Source organism: Pseudomonas sp. NFIX10 (genome assembly GCF_900111955.1).
Classification (GTDB): Bacteria; Pseudomonadota; Gammaproteobacteria; order Pseudomonadales; family Pseudomonadaceae; genus Aquipseudomonas; species Aquipseudomonas fluorescens_AA.
In genome coordinates this window covers 90,363-110,634 of record NZ_FOKH01000003.1, presented here as the reverse complement: position 1 = coordinate 110,634, position 20,272 = coordinate 90,363, and the positions used below count along the sequence as shown (strand labels likewise).

At 63.5% G+C, this 20,272-nt stretch carries 17 protein-coding genes; 4 read left to right on the top strand and 13 right to left on the bottom strand.

Annotated elements, in window-relative coordinates:
• Positions 1–127: 127 nt before the first annotated feature.
• The 7 genes from BM321_RS03995 to iolC all read right to left on the bottom strand — a co-directional run bounded on the left by BM321_RS03995 (position 128) and on the right by iolC (position 9,437).
• On the bottom strand, positions 128–1,138 hold the full coding sequence (locus BM321_RS03995) for a bifunctional inositol 2-dehydrogenase/D-chiro-inositol 1-dehydrogenase (protein WP_092441600.1): 1,011 nt from the start codon (positions 1,136–1,138) through the stop codon (positions 128–130).
• A 29-nt stretch (positions 1,139–1,167) separates the two neighbouring features.
• A complete protein-coding gene (gene iolD, locus BM321_RS03990; RefSeq protein WP_092441599.1) occupies positions 1,168–3,099 on the bottom strand; it encodes a 3D-(3,5/4)-trihydroxycyclohexane-1,2-dione acylhydrolase (decyclizing) in 1,932 nt (643 codons plus the stop codon).
• 151 nt (positions 3,100–3,250) lie between these two features.
• A complete protein-coding gene (locus BM321_RS03985) occupies positions 3,251–4,072 on the bottom strand; it encodes a TIM barrel protein (protein ID WP_092441598.1) in 822 nt (273 codons plus the stop codon).
• Positions 4,073–4,107: 35 nt separating this feature from the next.
• Positions 4,108–5,610, bottom strand: a complete 1,503-nt coding sequence (locus tag BM321_RS03980; RefSeq protein WP_092441597.1) for a CoA-acylating methylmalonate-semialdehyde dehydrogenase — start codon at positions 5,608–5,610, stop codon at positions 4,108–4,110.
• A gap of 30 nt (positions 5,611–5,640) precedes the next feature.
• Positions 5,641–6,450 carry a 5-deoxy-glucuronate isomerase gene (gene iolB / locus BM321_RS03975; RefSeq protein ID WP_092441596.1) on the bottom strand — a complete coding sequence of 270 codons (810 nt, stop codon included), beginning with the start codon at positions 6,448–6,450 and terminating at the stop codon, positions 5,641–5,643.
• The gene (iolE, locus tag BM321_RS03970) at positions 6,447–7,340 is read right to left on the bottom strand and encodes a myo-inosose-2 dehydratase (protein WP_092441595.1); all 894 of its coding nucleotides are present in this window, start codon (positions 7,338–7,340) and stop codon (positions 6,447–6,449) included. Before iolE ends, iolB begins: the two co-directional genes overlap by 4 nt.
• 150 nt (positions 7,341–7,490) lie before the next feature.
• Positions 7,491–9,437 carry a bifunctional 5-dehydro-2-deoxygluconokinase/5-dehydro-2-deoxyphosphogluconate aldolase gene (gene iolC / locus BM321_RS03965; RefSeq protein ID WP_092441594.1) on the bottom strand — a complete coding sequence of 649 codons (1,947 nt, stop codon included), beginning with the start codon at positions 9,435–9,437 and terminating at the stop codon, positions 7,491–7,493.
• 313 nt (positions 9,438–9,750) lie between these two features.
• Between iolC and BM321_RS03960 the strand changes: the two genes are divergently transcribed.
• Both BM321_RS03960 and BM321_RS03955 read left to right on the top strand, forming a co-directional pair.
• The gene (locus BM321_RS03960; protein WP_003202885.1) at positions 9,751–10,674 is read left to right on the top strand and encodes a MurR/RpiR family transcriptional regulator; all 924 of its coding nucleotides are present in this window, start codon (positions 9,751–9,753) and stop codon (positions 10,672–10,674) included.
• Between the two features lie 30 nt (positions 10,675–10,704).
• Positions 10,705–11,316 (top strand): glutathione S-transferase, encoded by a 612-nt coding sequence (locus BM321_RS03955; RefSeq protein WP_092327983.1) that lies wholly within the window; start codon positions 10,705–10,707, stop codon positions 11,314–11,316.
• 178 nt (positions 11,317–11,494) lie between these two features.
• Here BM321_RS03955 and hcnC read toward each other — a convergent pair whose 3' ends face one another.
• From hcnC to hcnA, 3 genes are read right to left on the bottom strand one after another with little or no spacing between them, the layout of a single operon-like run.
• Entirely contained in the window at positions 11,495–12,757 is a 1,263-nt protein-coding gene (gene hcnC, locus BM321_RS03950) for a cyanide-forming glycine dehydrogenase subunit HcnC (protein ID WP_092441593.1), read from the bottom strand.
• Positions 12,750–14,159 carry a cyanide-forming glycine dehydrogenase subunit HcnB gene (gene hcnB / locus BM321_RS03945; RefSeq protein ID WP_092441592.1) on the bottom strand — a complete coding sequence of 470 codons (1,410 nt, stop codon included), beginning with the start codon at positions 14,157–14,159 and terminating at the stop codon, positions 12,750–12,752. Before hcnB ends, hcnC begins: the two co-directional genes overlap by 8 nt.
• Positions 14,156–14,479, bottom strand: coding sequence for a cyanide-forming glycine dehydrogenase subunit HcnA (gene hcnA, locus BM321_RS03940; protein ID WP_092204872.1), 324 nt, complete (start codon positions 14,477–14,479; stop codon positions 14,156–14,158). Before hcnA ends, hcnB begins: the two co-directional genes overlap by 4 nt.
• Before the next feature lie 276 nt (positions 14,480–14,755).
• On the opposite strand from hcnA, the gene BM321_RS03930 reads away from it, so the two are divergent.
• Together BM321_RS03930 and BM321_RS03925 are read left to right on the top strand one after the other, a co-directional pair.
• The gene (locus BM321_RS03930) at positions 14,756–15,439 is read left to right on the top strand and encodes a response regulator transcription factor (RefSeq protein ID WP_053122824.1); all 684 of its coding nucleotides are present in this window, start codon (positions 14,756–14,758) and stop codon (positions 15,437–15,439) included.
• A complete protein-coding gene (locus tag BM321_RS03925) occupies positions 15,417–16,802 on the top strand; it encodes a sensor histidine kinase (RefSeq protein ID WP_092441591.1) in 1,386 nt (461 codons plus the stop codon). Before BM321_RS03930 ends, BM321_RS03925 begins: the two co-directional genes overlap by 23 nt.
• Positions 16,803–16,837: 35 nt before the next feature.
• Here the strand turns inward: BM321_RS03925 and BM321_RS03920 are convergent, their stop codons facing one another.
• The 3 genes from BM321_RS03920 to BM321_RS03910 form a co-directional block, all read right to left on the bottom strand.
• The gene (locus BM321_RS03920; RefSeq protein ID WP_092327991.1) at positions 16,838–17,083 is read right to left on the bottom strand and encodes a DUF1652 domain-containing protein; all 246 of its coding nucleotides are present in this window, start codon (positions 17,081–17,083) and stop codon (positions 16,838–16,840) included.
• A 239-nt stretch (positions 17,084–17,322) separates the two neighbouring features.
• Positions 17,323–18,807: a helix-turn-helix transcriptional regulator gene (locus BM321_RS03915; protein ID WP_092441590.1), complete on the bottom strand. Its 1,485-nt coding sequence runs from the start codon at positions 18,805–18,807 to the stop codon at positions 17,323–17,325.
• Between the two features lie 118 nt (positions 18,808–18,925).
• On the bottom strand, positions 18,926–20,209 hold the full coding sequence (locus tag BM321_RS03910; protein ID WP_092441589.1) for a Zn-dependent hydrolase: 1,284 nt from the start codon (positions 20,207–20,209) through the stop codon (positions 18,926–18,928).
• Positions 20,210–20,272: the final 63 nt, after the last annotated feature.

Below are 20,272 nucleotides of genomic sequence, written 5' to 3'. Positions count from 1 at the left end.
AACACCCTGTGGGAGCGAGCTTGCTCGCGATGACGGCGGATCAGCCTGCATCATGTTGACTGACCCACCGCTATCGCGAGCAAGCTCAGCTCCCACCATTTGACTGCATACCCAAAGGGGATTGGGGTTAGCCATAGAAACGCGGGCGCTCGGGCAGGTCGACCTTGACGATCTGCCCGTTCTGCTGCGCTTCGATACAGGCATCCGCCGCCACCGCCGCGGCAAACCCATCCCAGGCCGAGGGCCCGCCCACTTGCCCGGCGCGCACGCCGTCGATGAAGGCCTGCAGTTCGACGTCGTAAGCGGCGATGAAGCGGTCCTTCCAATCCATCAGGATCGCATTGGACAGCTTGGCGCCGCTGCGCAGTTGCACCTGGGACGGTTCCGGCAGCTTGGCGATGCCGGTCTCCCCCACTACTTCGCACTGGATGTCATAGCCGTACTGGCAATTGACGAACACCTCGACGTCGATGCGCGTGCCCCGGGCGGTTTCCAACAGGACGATCTGTGGGTCCCGCAAGTGAGCCAAGGCCTTGCTGGTCTTGCGTGGGAACACCACCTGCACCGACACGTAGTCATCGGCCAGCAACCAGCGCAACACATCCAGCTCGTGGATCAGGGTGTCGGTGATCGCCATGTCGGTCTTGTAGTTCTCGCCCACGCGCGGGTTACGGTGGGCGCAGTGCAGCATCAGCGGCTCACCGATCTGGCCGCTGTCGATCACCGCCTTGAGCGCGCGATAGCCTTCATCGTAGGGCCGCATGAAACCAACCTGCACCAGGCGCTTGCCGTGGGCCACTTCGGCGTCGACGATCTTGCGGCAACCTTCGGCCGTGACCGCCAGGGGCTTTTCGCAGAACACCGGTTTGCCCGCCGCAATCGCCGCCAGCACGAATTCTTCATGGCTCGGGCCCCAGGAGGTGACGAGGATCGCCTCCACGTCCGGCGCCTTGATCAACGCATGACCGTCGGGGTAGACCTCGGCGGTCAGCTTGAGATCGGCCACGACCTTGGCCGCTTGTTGCAGGTTGATGTCGGTCACCGCCACCACCTGGCTGTTGAGCAAGGTCTGGCTGCAACGACGGATATGGTCCTGGCCGATGGCCCCGGTGCCAATGACGCCCAGCTTCAAAGACATGTGGAACTCCTTTCGTAGGGTTGGGGCAATCAGTATTGACGGGCCTTGGCCAGTCGTTCATTGAGGGTCTTGGCGACGGCATCGGTGCGGGCGCTGGTGGAGACTTGCGCCACGCCCACCCGCCACCACGACAGGTAGCTGTGAATCATGGTCTTGGGCAGGACCTTGATGTCGATCAAGGTGGAGACCGTCTGGCGCCGCGCATCCGCCAGGGCCGCGCGCAGCTCCTCCAGGGTCGTCGCCTTGTAGGTCTTGCAGCCATAGGCCGCGGCACTCATGGCGAAGTCCAGCGGCACGAAGGCACCGTCGAGCTTGCCGGTGTCCGGGTTGCGGAAACGGAACTCGGTGCCGAAGCTGTCCATGCCATTTCCCATCTGCAAATTGTTGATGCAGCCGAAGGCCATGTTGTCCAGCAGCACCACGTTGATCTTGCGTCGCTCCTGGATCGAGGTCGCCAGTTCCGAGTGCAGCATCATGTAGGAACCGTCGCCCACCAAGGCGTACACCTCTTTCTCGGGCTCGGCGAGTTTCACACCCAAGGCCGCGTTCACCTCATAACCCATGCACGAATAGCCGTACTCGACGTGATAGGTGTTCACGCCCTTGCTGCGCCAGGCGCGCTGCAAGTCGCCGGGCAAGCTGCCGGCGGCGGCGACGATGATCGCATCGTCGGCCAGGGTTTCGTTGAGAGTGCCCAACACGCGGCTCTGGGTCAGGCAGGAACCGGTGAGTTCGATGAATTCGCGAAACACCGCCGGGTCCATGTGGTCGTCGATTTCCGGGAGGAACGCTTCGACGCGGTAATCGGACTGGTAGACGCGGTCCACCTCGGCGTCCAAGCGAGCCTTGGCATCGGCTATCTGCCCGCCCCACTCGGCGCGGTAGTCGCCCATCGCCGCAGACAGCGCCTCCAGGCCTGAGCGGGCGTCGGCCAGCAACTGCACGCCGTCGAGCTTCAGGGCGTCGCAGGGGCTGATATTGAGATTGAGGAACTGCACGTCCGGGTGCTGGAACAACCATTTGGAGCCGGTGGTGAAGTCGCTGTAGCGCGTCCCGACGCCAATGACCAGGTCGGCGTCCTTGGCCAGCAGGTTCGCCGCCAGGCAACCGGTCTCACCGACGCCACCGACGTTCAACGGATGGCTCGACACCACGGCGCTCTTGCCAGCCTGGGTCTCGGCGAAGGGAATGTCGAAACGCTCGGCGAAGGCCTGCAACGCCGCATTGGCTCCGGAATACCGCACGCCGCCGCCACAGATGATCAACGGTTTGCGCTTGCCTTTGAGCAGCGCCAGGGCGTCGCCGAGCATTGCTTCGGTGGCCGGGCGACGGTCGATGCGGTGCACGCGTTTTTGCAGGAAGTAATCCGGGTAATCGTAGGCTTCGGCCTGCACGTCCTGGGGCAGCGCCAGGGTCACCGCGCCGGTTTCGGCCGGGTCGGTGAGCACGCGCATGGCCTGGATCGCCGCAGTCATCAACTGCTCGGGGCGGTTGATGCGGTCCCAGTATTTGCTCACGGCCTTGAAGGCGTCGTTGGTGCTGATGCTCAGGTCGTGGAACTGTTCGATCTGCTGCAACACCGGGTCCGGCTGGCGACTGGCGTAGACATCGCCGGGCAATAGCAGCAACGGAATGCGATTGGCCGTGGCGGTGGCCGCGGCGGTCAGCATGTTCGCCGCACCGGGGCCGACCGACGCGCTGCAGGCGTAGATCTTGCGCCGCAGGTGCTGCTTGGCAAACCCGATGGCGGCATGGGCCATGCCCTGTTCGTTGCGGCCCTGATGGACCACCAGGTCGCCGCTGTCCTGCTCCAGCGCCTGGCCCAGGCCCAGCACGTTGCCGTGGCCGAAAATGGTAAAGACTCCGGCGACGAACTTGCTCTGGACGCCATCGACCTCGACGTACTGGTTATCGAGGAATTTCACCAGGGCCTGGGCCATGGTCAGTCGTGTTGTGGTCATGCTTGCACCTTTTCAAACGCAACTCGGTCAAGTGTGGGAGCGAGCTTGCTCGCGATAGCGGTGTGTCAGGCGACGCATGTATTGATTGGGGCGCCGTCATCGCGAGCAAGCTCGCTCCCACAAGGGGTTCTCCATCGTTCAGGAAGTCGGGTCAGGCCTGTGAGCGTTGCAGGTGATTCATGCTCGCCCCCAACGCCTGGCGAATGTCGGCCAGTTCATGGACACTCTCGGCAAACGGTTCGAAGGACAGGTAGCCCTCGTAGCCACCGGCCCGCAGCGCCTCGATCTGCGCGGCATTGCCCAGGATGTCAGCCGCGCCCACCAGCACCCGATGGCCGTCACGAATCGTCGCCAAAGGCATTTGGGCATCTTCGACGCCGGAGATGTGCACCAGCCCGGTCAGTTCGGGAAAGAACGCCTGCTCCCCCGCCAGATGATGGTGAAAGGTGTCGTGCACCAGGCGGAACACATCCAGCCCGCCGATGGCCTGGATCGCGTCCACGGCGGTACGCTTGTGGCGCAGCGAGCACTCTTCGAAACCCAGGGGTTCGATGAAGCCGTAGATGCCGAAGGCGCGCAGGATCGGCGCCAGTTCGCTGAGGGCGGTACGCAGCCCCGCCGCTCGGTCAGCCTCGCTGCGCGGGTCGGCCCGGTCGTTGAGCGGGCACACCACCAGCCCCTCGGCGCCGCATTCACGGGCGTAATCGGCCAGCCGCACGGCCTGGGCGCGACGCTCCTCGTTCCACACGTCGAAAGGGTAAAGGGCATTGATCGACAGCACCTTGATGCCCCTTTCCTCACACAACTCACGCACACGGCCGGGCGGCATGCCGTCCTCGATCTCGACGCCCTTCAGATCGTTGCGGATCTCGATGGCATCGGTTTTCAACGCCAGGGCCAGGTCAATGAATTCGGGCAGTGACAGGCGCGGGGCGACCATTCGATTCAAGGCAAAACGCAGGGGCTTATTCATTGTTGTTCTCCCTCCGGCACTGTAGAAAAAACGGGTTATTGGGCAGTCGGCATGCTGAATTCAGGACCCTTGGCGATGCTGTCGGGCCAGCGCTGCATCACGCTTTTGTAGCGGCTGTAAAAGCGCAGGCCTTCTTCGCCGTAGGCATGGTGATCGCCGAACAGCGAACGCTTCCAGCCGCCAAAGGAATGCCAGGCCATGGGCACCGGGATCGGCACGTTGATGCCCACCATGCCGACCTTGATGCTGCGGGCGAACGCCCGGGCGATGCCGCCGTCACGGGTGAAGCACGACACGCCGTTGCCGAACTCATGGGCATTGATCAGCGCCACCGCCGTGGCGAAGTCCGGCACACGGACAATCCCCAGCACCGGCCCGAAAATCTCTTGCTGGTAGATGCTCATCTCGGCGGTGACCTGGTCGAACAGCGTCGCACCGACAAAGAACCCCTGCTCGGCCCCCGGCACCGTGAAACCACGGCCATCAACGATCAGTCGGGCGCCCTCGGCCACGCCGGCGTCGATGAAACCTTCCACCTTGGCCTTGTGCTCGGCGGTGACCAGCGGTCCCATGTCGGTGCCGGGCTGCTGGCCGTTGCCGATCTTCAGTTGATCAATGCGGGGCAACAGTCTGGCAATCAGTTCATCCCCCACCTCACCCACCGCCACGGCGATGGAAATCGCCATGCAGCGCTCGCCGGCCGAGCCGTAGGCCGCACCGATCAACGCATCCGCCGCCTGGTCGAGGTCGGCATCGGGCATGACGATCATGTGGTTCTTCGCCCCGCCCAGGGCCTGGACGCGCTTGCCGTGCGCCGTGCCTTGCTGGTGGATGTATTCGGCGATCGGTGTGGAGCCGACAAAGGAAATCGCTTCGATGTCCGGGTGCTGCAACAGCGCATCCACCGCCACCTTGTCGCCTTGGACGACGTTGAACACGCCATCCGGCAGGCCGGCTTCCGTCAGCAAGCGGGCCATCAGCAAACTGGCGGACGGGTCGCGCTCCGAAGGCTTGAGGATGAAGCAGTTGCCGGCGACCAGCGCCAGGGGAATCATCCACAAGGGCACCATCACCGGGAAGTTGAACGGCGTGACCCCGGCGCAAACACCCAGGGGCTGACGCAGGTTCCAGTTGTCGATGCCACCGCCGATGTTGTCGCTGAAATCGGTCTTGAGCAGGTTCGGCGCACCGCAGGCGTACTCGACGATCTCGATGCCCCGGGTGACTTCACCGTGGGCGTCGGACAGCACCTTGCCGTGTTCACGGCTGATGATCTGCGCCAGTTCGTCGTGATGCCGATCGAGCAATTCCTTGAACTTGAACATCACCCGCGAACGGCGCAGGGACGACTGCTCGGACCAGGCCGGGAACGCCGCCAGCGCCGACGCCACCGCCGCGTCGACGGTACTCGGTTCGGCCAGGGCCACCCTGGCCTGCACCGCGCCAGTGGCCGGGTTGAAGACATTGCTCAGGCGCGCGCTGTCGCTGGCCTGCACTCGACCGTCGATGTAATGGCCTACTACCGGGGTGTCACTCATTGTTCTTGTTCTCCGTGGAAAGTGTGGCATTCAGAGGTCGAGCAGCCAACTGTGCTGCGGGTCGTTATGGAACTGCCAGACCCGCTTCGGGCCGGCCATGACGTTCAGGTAGTACGACTCATACCCATAGGGCACGCTGACCGGGTGATAACCCTTGGGCACCACCACCAGGTCGCTGTTCTCCACGGCCATGGCCTGGTCGATGCTGCGGTCGTCGGTGTAGACCCGCTGGAACACGAAGCCCTGGGACGGGTTGACCTGGTGGTAATAGGTCTCTTCGAGGAAGCTCTGGTGCGGCAGGTCGTCGGTGTCGTGCTTGTGCGGCGGGTAACTCGAGGAGTGCCCCGACGGCGTGCGCACTTCCACCACCAGCAGTGAGTGGGCCGGTTCGCTGTCCGGCAGGATGTCGCAGACATAACGGGTGTTGGCGCCCTTGCCGCGCACGCTGCGCTTCATGCTCTCCGGGCGGATCAGACGCGGGCCGTATTCATTACGCGCCGAACCCGGCGCGGCACACACCGCCACTTGCACATCGCTCAGGGCGGTGACCTGGGCCTGGCTGCCCGGTGGCAGGTAAGCGGCATAAGGTGACTTGTCCTCGAACACCGACTGGCGATCGCCAAGGTTGTCCCAATCGAAGGCGCCCTGCCCCGGCGCTTCGCCCTTGAGGCTGATGCGCCCGCTGAGCAGCACCAGGCACAGCTCCTTGTCGCCAGCGGCCACCGGCAGGGTTTCACCCAGGCTCAGGCGATAGGCGGCGAAGCCGACGTATTCCAGCTCACCCGCTGGCAACTGGACCATGGTTCGGCCGCTGGAATGGCTCTTGATCAACAGGCTCATGACGCACTCCTTTCTTGCAGCAGGGCGCGCAGGGTGTCGTAGCCCTTCTTGGCGTAGGCATAACTCGGCGCTACGGCAGGATCCTGCTCGGCTTCCACCACCAGCCAGCCCTGGTAGTCGGCGGCCAGCAGCACATCGAGCAACGCGGCGAAGTCGATATCGCCATCCCCCGGCACGGTGAAGGTGCCGTTGATGATGCAGTCGGGGAAGCTCCAGAGGTTATTGCGCGCCAGTTGCACCACCGGTTTGCGCACGTCCTTGAAATGCACATGGCAGATGCGTTCGATGTGCTTGCGCAAGACATGCAGCGGTTCGCCCCCGCCCATGTAACAGTGACCCGAATCGAACAACAGGCCGACTTCGCTGCCGGTCAGGGCCATCAATTTGTCGATGTCCGCAGGCGACTCGACGTAGGCCCCCATGTGGTGGTGATAGGCCAGGCGCACGCCTTGGGACAAGGTGAAACGCGCCAGCTCGGTGAGTTTGTCGGCGTAGGCTTGCCAGGCCGCGTCGGTGTGAAAACGCGGCCGCTCGACCAATGGAATGCGTTGGCCTTGAATGGAATCGGCGACCTCGCCGTACACCAGCACTTTGGCGCCGTTCTGCGCCAACAGCTCGACGTGGCTGGCGATGGCGTCGATCTCCTGCGCCGCCGAGCGCCGGGCCAGGCGACTGGAATACCAGCCGGAGACCAGCGCCAGGTCGTACGGCCGCAGCACATCGCCGACGCCCTTGGCGTCCTTGGGGAACTTGCCGTTGAGCTCGAAGCCTTCGTAACCGATGGCTTTGCCTTCACTTAGCGCCGTACTCAACGGCGTCTCGCCGCCCAACGATGGCAAGTCGTCGTTGCTCCAGGAAATCGGGTTGATGCCAATTCGAATAGCGGGCATGGCTGCACCTTTTATTGTTTTTTCATAACCATTGAAGACGGCAATGAACCCTGTGGGAGCGAGCTTGCTCGCGATAGCGGTGGGTCAGGCGACTGGTTGTCAACTGTCAGTCCGCTATCGCGAGCAAGCTCGCTCCCACAGGTTCAGTATTCACAATGTCTGACTTCGCGCAGCACGCCACGCCTCGATCAACTCCACAAACCGGCCCTGCACCTGTTGGATCAGCGTTTCATCATCGATTTCCCCGGCCAGCCAGGCCCGGCTCGGTTCCTGGAAGATCGTGCGGCCCACGGCGAAACCGCGGCAGGTGCTGCTCTGGCTGGCCTGGCGAAACCCTTCGGCCAACGCGGCGGCCGGGGCGTTGAGGCCCAGCAGGACCACGCCACGGCAATACGGGTCGCGCTGTTGGATCAGCTCATCGAGCTGCTGCCATTCATCCGCGCCCTGGGCTTCGATCTTCCACCACGCCGGAAAGATGCCCAGGTTGTAGAGGCGCTTGAGGGCGCGATAGAGCACGTCCGGGTGCGGCGACGGATGATCCTTGGGCGGAATGACTTCCAGCAGCAATTCATGGCCGCTGGCCTGGGAGGCCTTGTACAACCCCATCAATTGCGCCTCTTGCTCCAGGCGCAGCAGCGGTTCGTCGTCCGGGTGAAATTGCACCAGGCACTTGATGATCTGCTCCTGTGGCCAGGCGACCAGGTTGCTGCCAATGGAGCGCCCGTGTTCGAAGGCCAGTGGCCGCGAACCCTGCACTTCCACCGGCCGCGCCACCCACCAGCCACGGCCGGTGGCAGCGTTCAGCGAATCCTGGCCGAAGCGCTGGTCGGCCAGCAGACCGACGTCAGCCTCGATGCCCTGGTGCCGCAGGTCGGCTTCGACCCGCGCCACCGCCTGGATGAACAGTTGCTTGAGTTCGCCGATGCTGCTCAACTCGCGGCCGCCCTTCTGGGCCAGCTCCACCAGTTGTCCGCGATGGTCGAAGGCGAAGATGAACAGCTGTTTCCAGGTCTTGCGGGGCACGCTGACCTGATGCAGCCGTTGCAACACGACATCCTGGTCCGGCCGGGTGATGGGCACCGGGCTGTCGAACAAATAGTCGAGTTCGGCGCGGGTCGGCATCGCCGGGGCGCAGGCATGGCGCGACACCACCAGCCCACCGCAAGCATTGGCCAACTGGCAGCAGCGTTCATCGCTGGCATCCTCCAGCCAGCCGGCGAGAAATCCGGACATGAACGCATCGCCGGCGCCCAGTACATTCAAGACTTCGACCCGCACGCCCGGGTAAATGGCGCCGTCTTCGAGCCGGGCCGGAATGGCACCATGGATCACCGTGCAACCCTGGGGGCCGAGCTTGACCACCAAGGTCGCCGCCGTCAGCGAGCGCACGGTACGCAACGCGGTCAGCAGGTCTTCACTGCCGCCGGCGATGAGAAATTCTTCTTCGGTGCCGACGATCAGATCGAAGCGCGGCAGGATGCTCTGCACGTGCTGGCTGACTTTCTGATCGGCCACAAACCGCGTTTCGCCATCGGCCTTGCCCGCCAGGCCCCAAAGCACTGGCCGGTAATCGATGTCCAGGACCCGCTTGACCTGATGTTTTTGCGCATAGTCCAGCGCCTGGAGACTGGCCTTGTAGACGCCGTCGGTGGAGAAATGCGTGCCGGTGATCAGCAAAGCCTTGCTGGAAGCAATGAAGGTTTCGTCGATGTCTTCGGCGCGCAGCGCCATGTCGGCGCAGTTCTCCCGGTAGAACACCAGGGGAAAGGTTTCCCGGTCCTTGATCCCCAGCAGGACCATGGCCGTCAGGCGTTCGGGATCGACCTTGATGCCACTGACATCGCAGCCTTCGCGGGCCAGGGACTCCACCAGGAAGCGGCCCATGTGGTCATCGCCTACCCGGCTCAACATCGCCGACCTGAGGCCCAGGCGCGCCGTGCCGAACGCGATGTTGGCCGAGGAACCGCCCAGGTACTTGGCGAAGCTCGAAACATCTTCCAGGCGCGCGCCGACTTGCTGCGCGTAGAGGTCGACGCCCAGGCGTCCCAGGCAAATCACATCCAATTGACGCCCACTGGCAAAACGAGTCTGGCCCATGCTGGCTCCTGTTATTTTTATCAGCCTGCGCTTGTCGCCGACACCGGCGCCAACGCTGTTGGTGAATGCAGACTAAAACGAGCAGCGCGCAACAATCAATAATTATTCTATAAATTTTTTATGTGGAATATTTTTTCCAATACGCAATAACCAAAGCGAACCAGACGCAGTGCATCGTTTCAGCACCTGCTGCAACATTTGTCCGCCCATGATTTTCCCTGCGCCTACGCTGTAGACTGCGACCAGCCAACCTATTGTCGAGGGCCGGCCTTTTTTAAGGCCGCCCTATAAGAACAAGCCAGAAGGATTTTTTATGACCCGCCCCGATGATCTGCCGGCGCCGTCCGAGAGCGCGTCCGAACCCGCCCTCCCGAGCCCACCGATCAATGCCGAGCGCCTGCTGCAACTGATCACCGACGAATACGAAAGCCTGCCGCGCCAGCTCAAGCGCATCGCCAGCTACATGAGCCAGCAAAGCGACCGGATCATGGTCGACCGCATCAGTGACATCGCCCGGGAATGCGAAGTACACCCCTCGGCCATCGTCAGGTTTTCCCAGCGCTTCGGCTTCAGCGGGTTCAGCGAAATGCAGGCCTTGTTCCGCGAGGCCTACACCCACAAGACCACGCCGGTGCAGAACTACCAGCAGCGCATCCGCAGCATGATCGCCAACAAGTCGCAAAAAGCCAGCGGCGGCGACCTGGCCCGCGAGTGCGTCAACGCGACCCTGTCGGGCATCGAGCGCCTGGGGTTGGAGCTGGACGACCAGGCGTTCGAAAAGGCCGTGGACCTGGTGGTCAACGCCGACAATATCTATGTGGTGGGCGTACGCCGCTCGTTCGCGGTCGCCGATTACCTGGTCTACAACCTGCAGCACACCAACAAACGCATTCACCTGGTGTCCGGCCTGGGGGGCAGCTACCGCGAGCAGATGCGCAGTGTGCGGGCCAACGACCTGGTCATCGCCATCAGCTTTACGCCCTACGGCAAGGAAACCCAGCACTGCCTGCGCATTGCCCAGCATCACCAGGCCAAGACCCTGATCATCACCGACAGCAATCTCTCGCCCCTGGCCAAGCGGGCCAACGCCGTGTTGCTGGTGAACGAAGGCAGTTCGTTCGCCTTTCGTTCGTTGAGCGCCACGTTGTGCCTGTGCCAGGCGTTGTTCATCGCCGTGGCTTACCGGCTGGAACTCAAGGTCGATGAAATCCATGAACAGGTCGGGTTCGAGGATTAACACCCGCAAGATTTTTCTGAAGGAGACGTCATGAAACTGATCGGCATGCTGGACTCGCCCTACGTGCGCCGCGTCGCCATTTCCGCCAAGTGCCTGGAGGTTGCCCTGGAACACGAGTCCGTTTCGGTGTTCAGGCATTTCGAACGATTCCAGCGCATCAACCCGGTGGTCAAGGCCCCGACCCTGGTGCTGGACGATGACAATGTGCTGATGGATTCCACGTTGATCATCGACCACCTCGAGGCCTTGGCCGCGCCGGGCAAAAGCCTGATGCCGGTGGACAGTGGGCAACGGCTGCGCGCCCTGCGCCTGATCGGCCTGGCCCTGGCGGCGTGCGAGAAGTCGGTGCAGATCTACTACGAACGCAACCTGCGGCCGACAGAAATCCAACATGCCCCTTGGGTCGAACGCGTGGAAGGCCAACTGGCGGCGGCCTATGACATGCTCGAACAGGAACTGGTGAAACAGCCGCTGGCCACCGACGGCACACTCGATCAGGCGGGCATCACCGTGGCAGTGGCCTGGAGCTTCACCAACCTGGTGGTACCGGACCAGGTGCAGGGCAAGTCATTCCCATCGATCAGCGCGTTCACCGCCTATGCAGAAGGGTTGGAGGCGTTTGTCAGCACGCCGATGGAGTAAGCGCAGGATTCCGATTTACCCTGGATCCCTGTGGGAGCGAGCTTGCTCGCGATAGCGGTGTACCAGTCAACAGGGATACTGACTGTCCTGACGCCATCGCGAGCAAGCTCGCTCCCACAGTTTGTTCCCGGATGTCTGCGGGATATGTATTCGCCACAGACTTCCACACAGGATTTGCTCAGGCCAGTTCCATTTCCCTCGGCTCGACGACCCTCGGCGCCACCTCGAAACGGTCCGCCAGGAACGGCGTGATGTCCAACGGCAAGGGCTCGTTGTTCACCAGTCTGTCCAGCAACACGCCGGTGATGGCCGAGGTCAGGATGCCGGTGCGGAAATGCCCGCACGCGTTGAGATAGCCTTCCACCCCGCGCATCGGCCCCAGGATCGGCAGTTCATCAGGCGAACCCGGGCGCAGGCCGGCCCAGGTTCGTTTCAGGTTGATGTCGACCAACTGCGGAATGCAGCGCACCGCGCCTTGCACCAGCCCTTCGATCTCCGGATAAGTCGTGGTCACGTCAAAACCCTTGTCTTCGGTGGTACTGCCGATGAGGATTTCACCGTTGTCTTTCTGCGCCACATAGCAGTCGCTGGTGGTCAGGCAGCCGTTGAGGATTTTCGGCATGCGCTCGGTCAGCAGGATCTGGCCCTTGACCGGCTTGACCGGAATCCGCACGCCGGTGGCCTGCTCGCTCAGGTCCGCCGCCCAGGCGCCGGCCGCGTTGATCAGGGTCCGGCAGTGGAAAGTCCCCGCCTCATCGGTTTGCACCCCGGTCACCCGCGTGCCGCTGCGCAACACCTCGGTCACGTTGGTGTTGAAGAACAGGTCGACGCCGTTCTGCCGGGCACCTTCGGTGTAGGCGTCGGCCAGGCGGAACGGACTGAGCTGGTGATCGCAGAGAAACTCCAGGGCACCCAGGGCCTCATGGCTCACATTCGGCTCTGCTGCACGCAAGGCCGCCTGGTCAAGCCAGCGCACCTGGTCCGCCAGGTGGGGAATGCAGGCGACGATGTGCTCGGCGTACAAACGGTCTTCGTCATCGTAGATCACGAACTTGAGCCCGGTCTCCTCGAACTTGAAATCCATGCCATGGCGGTCGATCAATTCGCGGTGCAACTGCGGGTACATCGCATTGGACTGCAAGGCGAACTCGAAGAACGACTGCGGCAGGATGTGCGGCGTGCTGGCATCCACCGCCACGGCGGCGCCCTGGGTCTGGCGCTTGCGGTTGGCCGACATCATGCGAAAGAAGATCACCCCGCAACCCAGGCCCACCGACTCACCGATGGCCCACAACCCACCCGCCGAGGCGCGGGTCGCGTTGCCGGGGCGCTTGGCGTCGATCAGGGCGATCTTCAGGTGTGTGCGCTTGGACAGTTGATAGGCACACGAGGCCCCGATCACACCGCCACCGGCGATGACCACGTCGTAGTCCTTAATCATGGGAAACGGCCTCCGTGCCGGCATTCTGGAACGCTGAAAAGGGAATCGGATCGATGGGGAAACGCGGCCGCAGCCAACCCACGTCGGCGCGCCCGGTGGCTTCGCGCAAGCGGTCGGTGCAGTAGCCGACGCACATCCGCCCCTGGCAATCGCCCATGCTCACGCGGGTGCGCATCTTCAGGCTGGCCATGTCCTGCACGCCTTGCTCCAGCGCCCGGTCGATGTCGGCGCGGGTAGCGTGCTCGCAGCGGCAGATCACCGTGTCGGCGGCCGGCAACGCGGTTTGCCCGGCACCACGCTGGGTGTAGCGATCCACGGCGGCGCGAAAGCGAATGATCCGCGCCAATTGCGCCTGGTAGCGCTCCCGGTGGGCCAGGGCCGTGGACGGATCCAGCACGTTGCGTTGCATGAGGATCGACAACGCCGCGATGCGCCCGCTGAGCATGGCCGCTTCACCGCCACGGATCCCGCCCATGTCGCCGGCCAGGTGAATGTGCGCTTCGCTGCTTTGTTGCCAGGCATCGGACACGGCCCGCAAATAGCCGTCCTCGCTGAAACCGTGCTCCAGGCCCATCTGCTGGCTCAATTGAGTCCGCGGGATAAACCCGTAGCCCACCGCCAGGGTCTGGGCCGGCACCTGTTCGGCGCGCTTGAGGTCCGGCTCCCAGGTCGCGGAATAAGGCGCGACGGTGACGTGGCTCAACTCACCCTCGCCGTCAGCCTGCACCACGCCCCAGCCATAGCGCACGGGAATGCGATTGAGCTTGAGGTAGGCCAGCATGCTCAGGCCGTCGAGGAACAACTGCGGCTTGTTCAGCAACGCCAGGCTTTCCTTGGCGATCCGGCCGAACCCACAGGCTTCGAAGACACCCGCCACCGCCACGCCCGAAGCGTGCAGCTGACAGGCCACCAGCGGCAGCAACGGCCCCGTGCCGGCGATCACCACCGGGCTCGGTGGCCGGACCACGCCGCTCTTGATCTGCAATTGCAGGCCTCCGAGCATCATCACTCCCGGCAGCGTCCAGCCAGGAAACGGCACGCTGCGTTCGTGACAACCGGCCGCCAGGACCAGGTGGGAATAGGCGACCTCCCCCAGGCGCTCGTCGGCATCCAGCAGCATCAACGCCCGGAAGCCTTCGGCACCGATGACACGGTTGCCCAATCGCACCTCGATCAACCCGGCGTGTCGCTGGTATTCTCCGTGGAGTTTTTCCAGGGCTTCGCTGTAGCGCGGCCCCAGGTAATCCAGGCTGACGCCATCGCGCAGCGGCCCGCGGTACACGACGCCACCGAGGCGTGGCGCTTCTTCGAGCAAGGTGCAACGCACCCCATGGGTGGCCAGCTCGATGGCCGCAGCCATGCCCGCCGGCCCGCCGCCGACAATCACCGGATCGAGGCTCATGGCGCCTCCGTTTCGGTCATGCGGTTGGCCCGGGTTTCGATCTGCATGCCAGGGCGCACCAGGGTCTGGCAGGCGCGGCGCTTGTGGCGGCCGTCGATCTTGACCAGGCAGCACTGGCACACGCCCATGCCGCAGTAGGCGCCGCTGATCTGGTCGTGGTCGTTGCGGGCGACCTGGCGTTGCCCCAGGGACTGGATGACGGTGAGAACGGTTTCCCCGTGGGCGGCGTTGACGGCTTGCCCGTCCAGGCGCACCGTCATGTCGGCGCGGGTCAACGGCTGGATATCGAATGTTCGGTGTAGAACGTCTTGAGGTTGCATCATGCTGCTCTTCCTTGAAGGTTCAGTGAGGTTTCGGCTCCTTGCGGCACACATCCACCGGTTCGCGTCGGTACCCGGCAACAGCGCACCGAGGCGGGGCAACAGACACGACATGATAGTGCGAGCGAAATTCATGTTAGCGATAATTTGTGACCAAGTGTTGACCCAGGCCAGCGAATCGGCGTGCCGGTCCATGAACTTTTTTTCAGAAAGCCGACAGGTAATTTTTGGCAGAATGCTGCGAAATCGCTCCAACTTCCCCACACGGTACCGCCCATGAACCGCATCCTGACCATCGAAGACGACGCCGTGACCGCCCGTGAAATCGTGGCCGAGCTGACCCGCAACGGCCTGGACGTCGATTGGGTCGACAACGGTCGCGAAGGCCTGGAACGGGCGGTCAGCGGCGACTACGACTTGATCACGCTGGACCGCATGCTGCCTGAGCTCGACGGGCTGGTGATCGTCACCACGCTGCGCACCATGGGCGTGGCCACGCCGATCCTGATGATCAGCGCCCTTTCCGATGTGGATGAGCGCGTGCGTGGCCTGCGGGCCGGCGGTGACGATTACCTGACCAAGCCGTTCGCCACCGACGAAATGGCCGCCCGGGTCGAAGTGCTGCTGCGGCGCAACAATGGCACCCGCGAGCCGGAAACCGCGCTGCGGGTGGCCGACCTGGAACTGAACCTGATCAGCCGCGAAGCCAGCCGCAACGGGCAGCTGCTGAGCCTGCTGCCCACCGAATACAAGCTGCTGGAATTCCTGATGCGCAACAGCGGGCAAATCCTCTCGCGCATGATGATTTTCGAGGAAGTCTGGGGCTATCACTTCGACCCCGGCACCAACCTGATCGACGTCCACATCGGCCGCCTGCGCAAGAAAATCGACCCGCCGGGCCTGGAACCGCTGATTCGCACGGTACGGGGTTCCGGCTATGTCATTGCTGAACCCCGCTAAGGGCTGGCGCTCCTCCAGCAGCCGCCTGCTGGCGCTGTACAGTTCGCTGTTCGTGATCTGGAGCGCGATCCTGATGGGGGTGATGTATTACGAAGTGTTTGGCTACCTCGACAGCCTGGCCAAACACTCCCTGATGCAGCGCCAGCACCTGTTCGCCCGGATCCACGGCGACCAACTGGAAGATGCGCTCATGGCCAGCCTGACGCTGGACGAGCGCGGCGTCGACGCCTACGGGCTGTTCGATCCGCAACTGCGCCATTTGGGCGGGCCGATCCTGCGCGTGCCTGCCGACCTGCCCCTCGACGGCAAGATCCACATGCTCGGCGGCTGCGTCGACTCCGATGACCCGGGCGTGCCTTCGGACAGCTGCGACGCGGTGGCGACCCGTACCCAGGACGGCCGCTGGCTGGTCCTGGCCCGGGACAACGGCTCGCTGTTCGCGGTGACACGGATCATCTTGCACGCACTGTTCTGGGGCGTATCGCTGACTATCCTGCCGGGCATCGCTGGCTGGCACCTGCTACGCCGCCGACCGCTGCAACGGATTCGCCAGTTGCAGGCCAGCGCCGAAGCCATCGTCGCCGGCGACCTGACCCACCGCCTGCCGCTGTCGAGCCGGCGCGATGAGCTGGACATGCTGGCGGCGATCGTCAATGCCATGCTCGAGCGCATCGAGCGCCTGATGAATGAGGTCAAGGGTGTGTGCGACAACATCGCCCATGACCTGCGTACCCCGCTGACGCGCCTGCGTGCCCAGCTTTATCGCATCCAGCAGCAAGCGCCGGACGGCTCCCCCGAGGCCTTGCAGATGGACCAGGTGATCGCCGAGACCGACACCCTGATGGCGCGGTTTCGCGGTTTGTTGCGGATTTCCGAACTGGAAGACCAGCAACGGCGCTCGGGTTTCGTACGCCTCGATCCGTTGCAGTTATTGCAGGAGTTGCATGATTTTTACCTGCCCCTGGCCGAGGAACGCGAACTGACCTTCATCCTGGAGGCGCCCGACGCCCTGCCCCTGCTCAACGGCGACCGGGCCTTGCTGTTCGAGGCCGTGTCGAACCTGCTGAGCAACTCCATCAAGTTCACCCCGCCGGGGGGCACGGTGATCCTGCGTGGGGTCGACCAGGGCGATAGCACGCGCATCGAAGTGCTCGACTCCGGCCCGGGTATCCCCGAGGCGGAGCGCAAGGCGGTGTTCCGCCGTTTCTACCGTGCAGAGGGCAGCAGCCAGCACGGCGGATTCGGCCTAGGCCTGTCGATCGTCGCAGCGATCGTCAACCTGCACGGGTTTACGTTGGAGGTGGGCAGCAGCGAACAGGGCGGCGCGCGGTTGGTGCTCGATTGCCGGGGGCCATTGTTGTAGCCGCGGGTGGGTGTGGGGTGCCTGATCTTTATCTATCAGAGCTCACTGCGATGCAGCGGGGTGTTTTGCAGTTCATAGCGCAGCTCATCGATCAACTTCGCGATACTCTCTTCCGAGCGGACGCTGTCGACACTCATGCCGCTCACCACCAAATCCACCTCGCCGCTTTCACGGTGATACAGACGCACGGTGAGGGTGCCGTCGCCATTGAGGCTGCATTCGCAGGCCAGCGGCGTAAAGCTTTGTTCGAGACGGGCACGCAAGGGGGCCAAATGGGTCATGGGATGCACCTCAGCCCTGAGGGGACAAATGAACGATGGACAGTACCGACCTCCTGGTCCGAATGGATATCCTGTCGCGCTCGTATCGGGTTCGTTCACAGCACATCGTGGCATATTCCTTGAGTGTTTCGCGGGGACGCGCCATCACAAACGATGTCGCACCCTCATAGCCTAAGGAACCGCCCCCTCGTGCAAAACCCGAATTTGCACCAGTACACCCGGTACATTTGCACTGGCTATCATGGTGCCTTCATTCGCCGTTCGCCGGCGAACAAACCTCGCTCTCGCGCCCAGACAATCGCCTCGCTACGGCTGTGGACATCCAGCTTCGAATACAGGGTCGCCACGTGATTGCGCACGGTGTTGGGCGCCAGCTTCAGCCTCGCGGCGATTTCCTTGTCTGCCAGCCCCTCGCAGATCAGCCCCAGCACGTCCCGTTCCCGGGCCGTCAGCTCGGTGAATGACACACTCGGCACTTGGGCGTTGATGCTCTTCACGTTGGCCAGTTTTTCAATCAGGGTCCGGCTGAACCAGGACGCGTCTTTCATCACCTCCTCGATGGCCGCCACCAACTCCAGCTCCGAGCGCTTGCGTTCGGTGATGTTCATCAGCACCAGCAGGTAACAGGGCTTGTCCTGGATGAGCACCGTGTCGGCGGCGACCTCGCAGTCGATGAGCTGACCGCCTTTCTTATGCACCTTGACGTCGATCCTGGAGACTGCGGCGGTCTTTTCCAACCGGGCAAACAGCGCGGCGCCGGCGTCCGGGTCGAGAAAACCGATCTCCTCCACGGTTTTACCCAGCAACTCTTCGCTGGCGTAACCGGTGGTCTGGAGAAACGCTTCGTTGATTTCCAGCAATAGCTGTTCGGCGCTGCACACCAGGGTGGGCACGGGCGACAGGCGGAACGACTTGGCAAAACGCTCCTCGCTCTGGCGCAGCGCCGTTTCCGCCTTGCGGCGCGGCTCCATGTCCATGAAGGAAAACAGCATGCAGTCTTCGTCATGCAGGTCCAGGGGCTGACCGGCGACGACCACCTGCTTGGTGGTGCCATCGGGCAATTTCAACTCGGCCTGCATCTGCGGAATCGTCGCGCCCTGCCCCAGGCGCTCGACGGCCAGGTCGCGTTTTTCAGCGGCTTCGAGCACATCCAGCTCGTACACCGAACGCCCGATCACCTGCTCGCGGCTGTAGCCGGTCATCTCCAGGAACCCCGGATTGACCTTGATGTAGCGCAGGTCGCTGAGGCGACAGATCACCGCCGGCGCCGGGTTGGCCCCAAAGGTTTTCTCGAAGCGCTGCTCGGCGCTGGCCCATTCAGTGGCATCGCTGAGGATCAACACGAGCAGTTCCGGCTCGCCGTTGCGGTCGGCCAGGACCATGCTGCGGATCCGATGCACCCAGGTACGGTCCGGCTCGGCCCTGGGCGTGACTTCCACCAACACATCGCTGAACTCATCGCCACGGGCAACCCGGGCGATGGGGTAGTTGTCTTCCGTCAGCGGATGATTGTTGCGGTAACGCAAATTGAAGCGCTGGGCGTACTCCTCGGCATTAGCACCCAGCGCCTTGAGATCAGTGACCCCGTGCATGGTCAAGACCGCTGCGTTGGCCCAGGCAATGGTCTGGTCGACCTCGATCAACATCACCCCGTCGGACAGTCCGGCAATGATCTGCAGCAATTGGCGACGGTTGGTATCGGTGGTCGGGACTTGCTGATTCATTGGGTCTCCATGTGATTCAGGCGCGCATGGAAGTTACGACCATCCCCATTGATGACACGTTCCCTGTAGCAGCCGTGTAGGAGCTGTCGCGTGCAACGAGGTTGCGATCTTCCACCCTTCACGCCGCCATGCGCCCCTCGGCAATCGCCTGGGAGGCCGCCAGCATCGCCCGCAGCAACACCGCGCAGCCGGCGGCGAGGTCATCCGGGGCGGCGTTTTCGATTTCGTTGTGGCTGATGCCGCCTTCACAGGGCACGAAGATCATCCCGGCCGGGCCCAGTTCGGCGAGGAAGATCGCGTCATGGCCGGCACCGCTGACGATGTCCAGGTGGGACAGGCCCAGCCCTTGGGCGGCCCCGCGCACGGCGTCGACGCAGCCCTGGTCGAAATACAGCGGTGGGAAGTCGGCGGTGGGTTTCAAATCGAAGGTCAGGCCGTGCTGCCGGCAGGTGTCTTCGATCACTTGCTTGACCTCGGCGATCATCGAATCCAGGCGCACCGGTTCCAGATGACGGAAATCCAGGGTCATGCGCACCTCGCCGGGGATGACGTTGCGCGAGCCCGGATAGGCCTGCAGGCAACCGACCGTGCCGCAGGCATGGGGCTGATGACCGAGGGCGGCGCGGTTGACGGCGCCGACGATGACCGACGCGCCCACCAGGGCGTCCTTGCGCAGGTGCATCGGGGTCGGGCCGGCATGAGCCTCGACGCCCCGCAAAGTCAGGTCGAACCACTTCTGCCCCAGGGCGCCCATCACCACGCCGATGGTCTTGCCCTCGTCCTCGAGGATCGGCCCCTGTTCGATGTGCGCCTCGAAATACGCCCCCACCGGATGCCCGCTGACCGGACGCGGGCCGGCATAGCCGATGGCGTTGAGCGCCTGGCCCACGCTGATGCCCTCGGCGTCGGTCTTGGCGAGGGTTTCTTCGAGGGTGAATTTCTCGGCGAACACCCCGGAGCCCATCATGCACGGGGCGAAGCGCGAGCCTTCTTCGTTGGTCCAGACCACCACTTCCAAGGGGGCTTCGGTCTCGATGTTCAAATCATTGAGGGTGCGCAGCACCTCCAGGCCGGACAGTACGCCGAAACAGCCGTCGAATTTGCCGCCGGTGGGTTGGGTGTCGATGTGGCTGCCGGTCATGACCGGTGGCAGGTTCGGATTGCGCCCCGGGCGCCGGGCGAAGATATTGCCCACCCCATCGATGCTGACGGTGCAGCCCGCCGCCTGGGTCCATTGCACGAACAGGTCGCGGGCCTGGCGGTCGAGGTCGGTCAGGGCCAGCCGGCACACACCGCCCTTGACCGTGGCACCGAGCTGGGCCAGGTCCATGATCGATTGCCACAGGCGGTCGCGGTTGATGTGCGGATGGGTGGATTGCAGGACGTCGATGGCTGCGTTCATGGGCATCTCCTTCAGGCAGTTATCTCATTCAACGCGGTCCAGTGTGGGAGCGGGCTTGCTCGC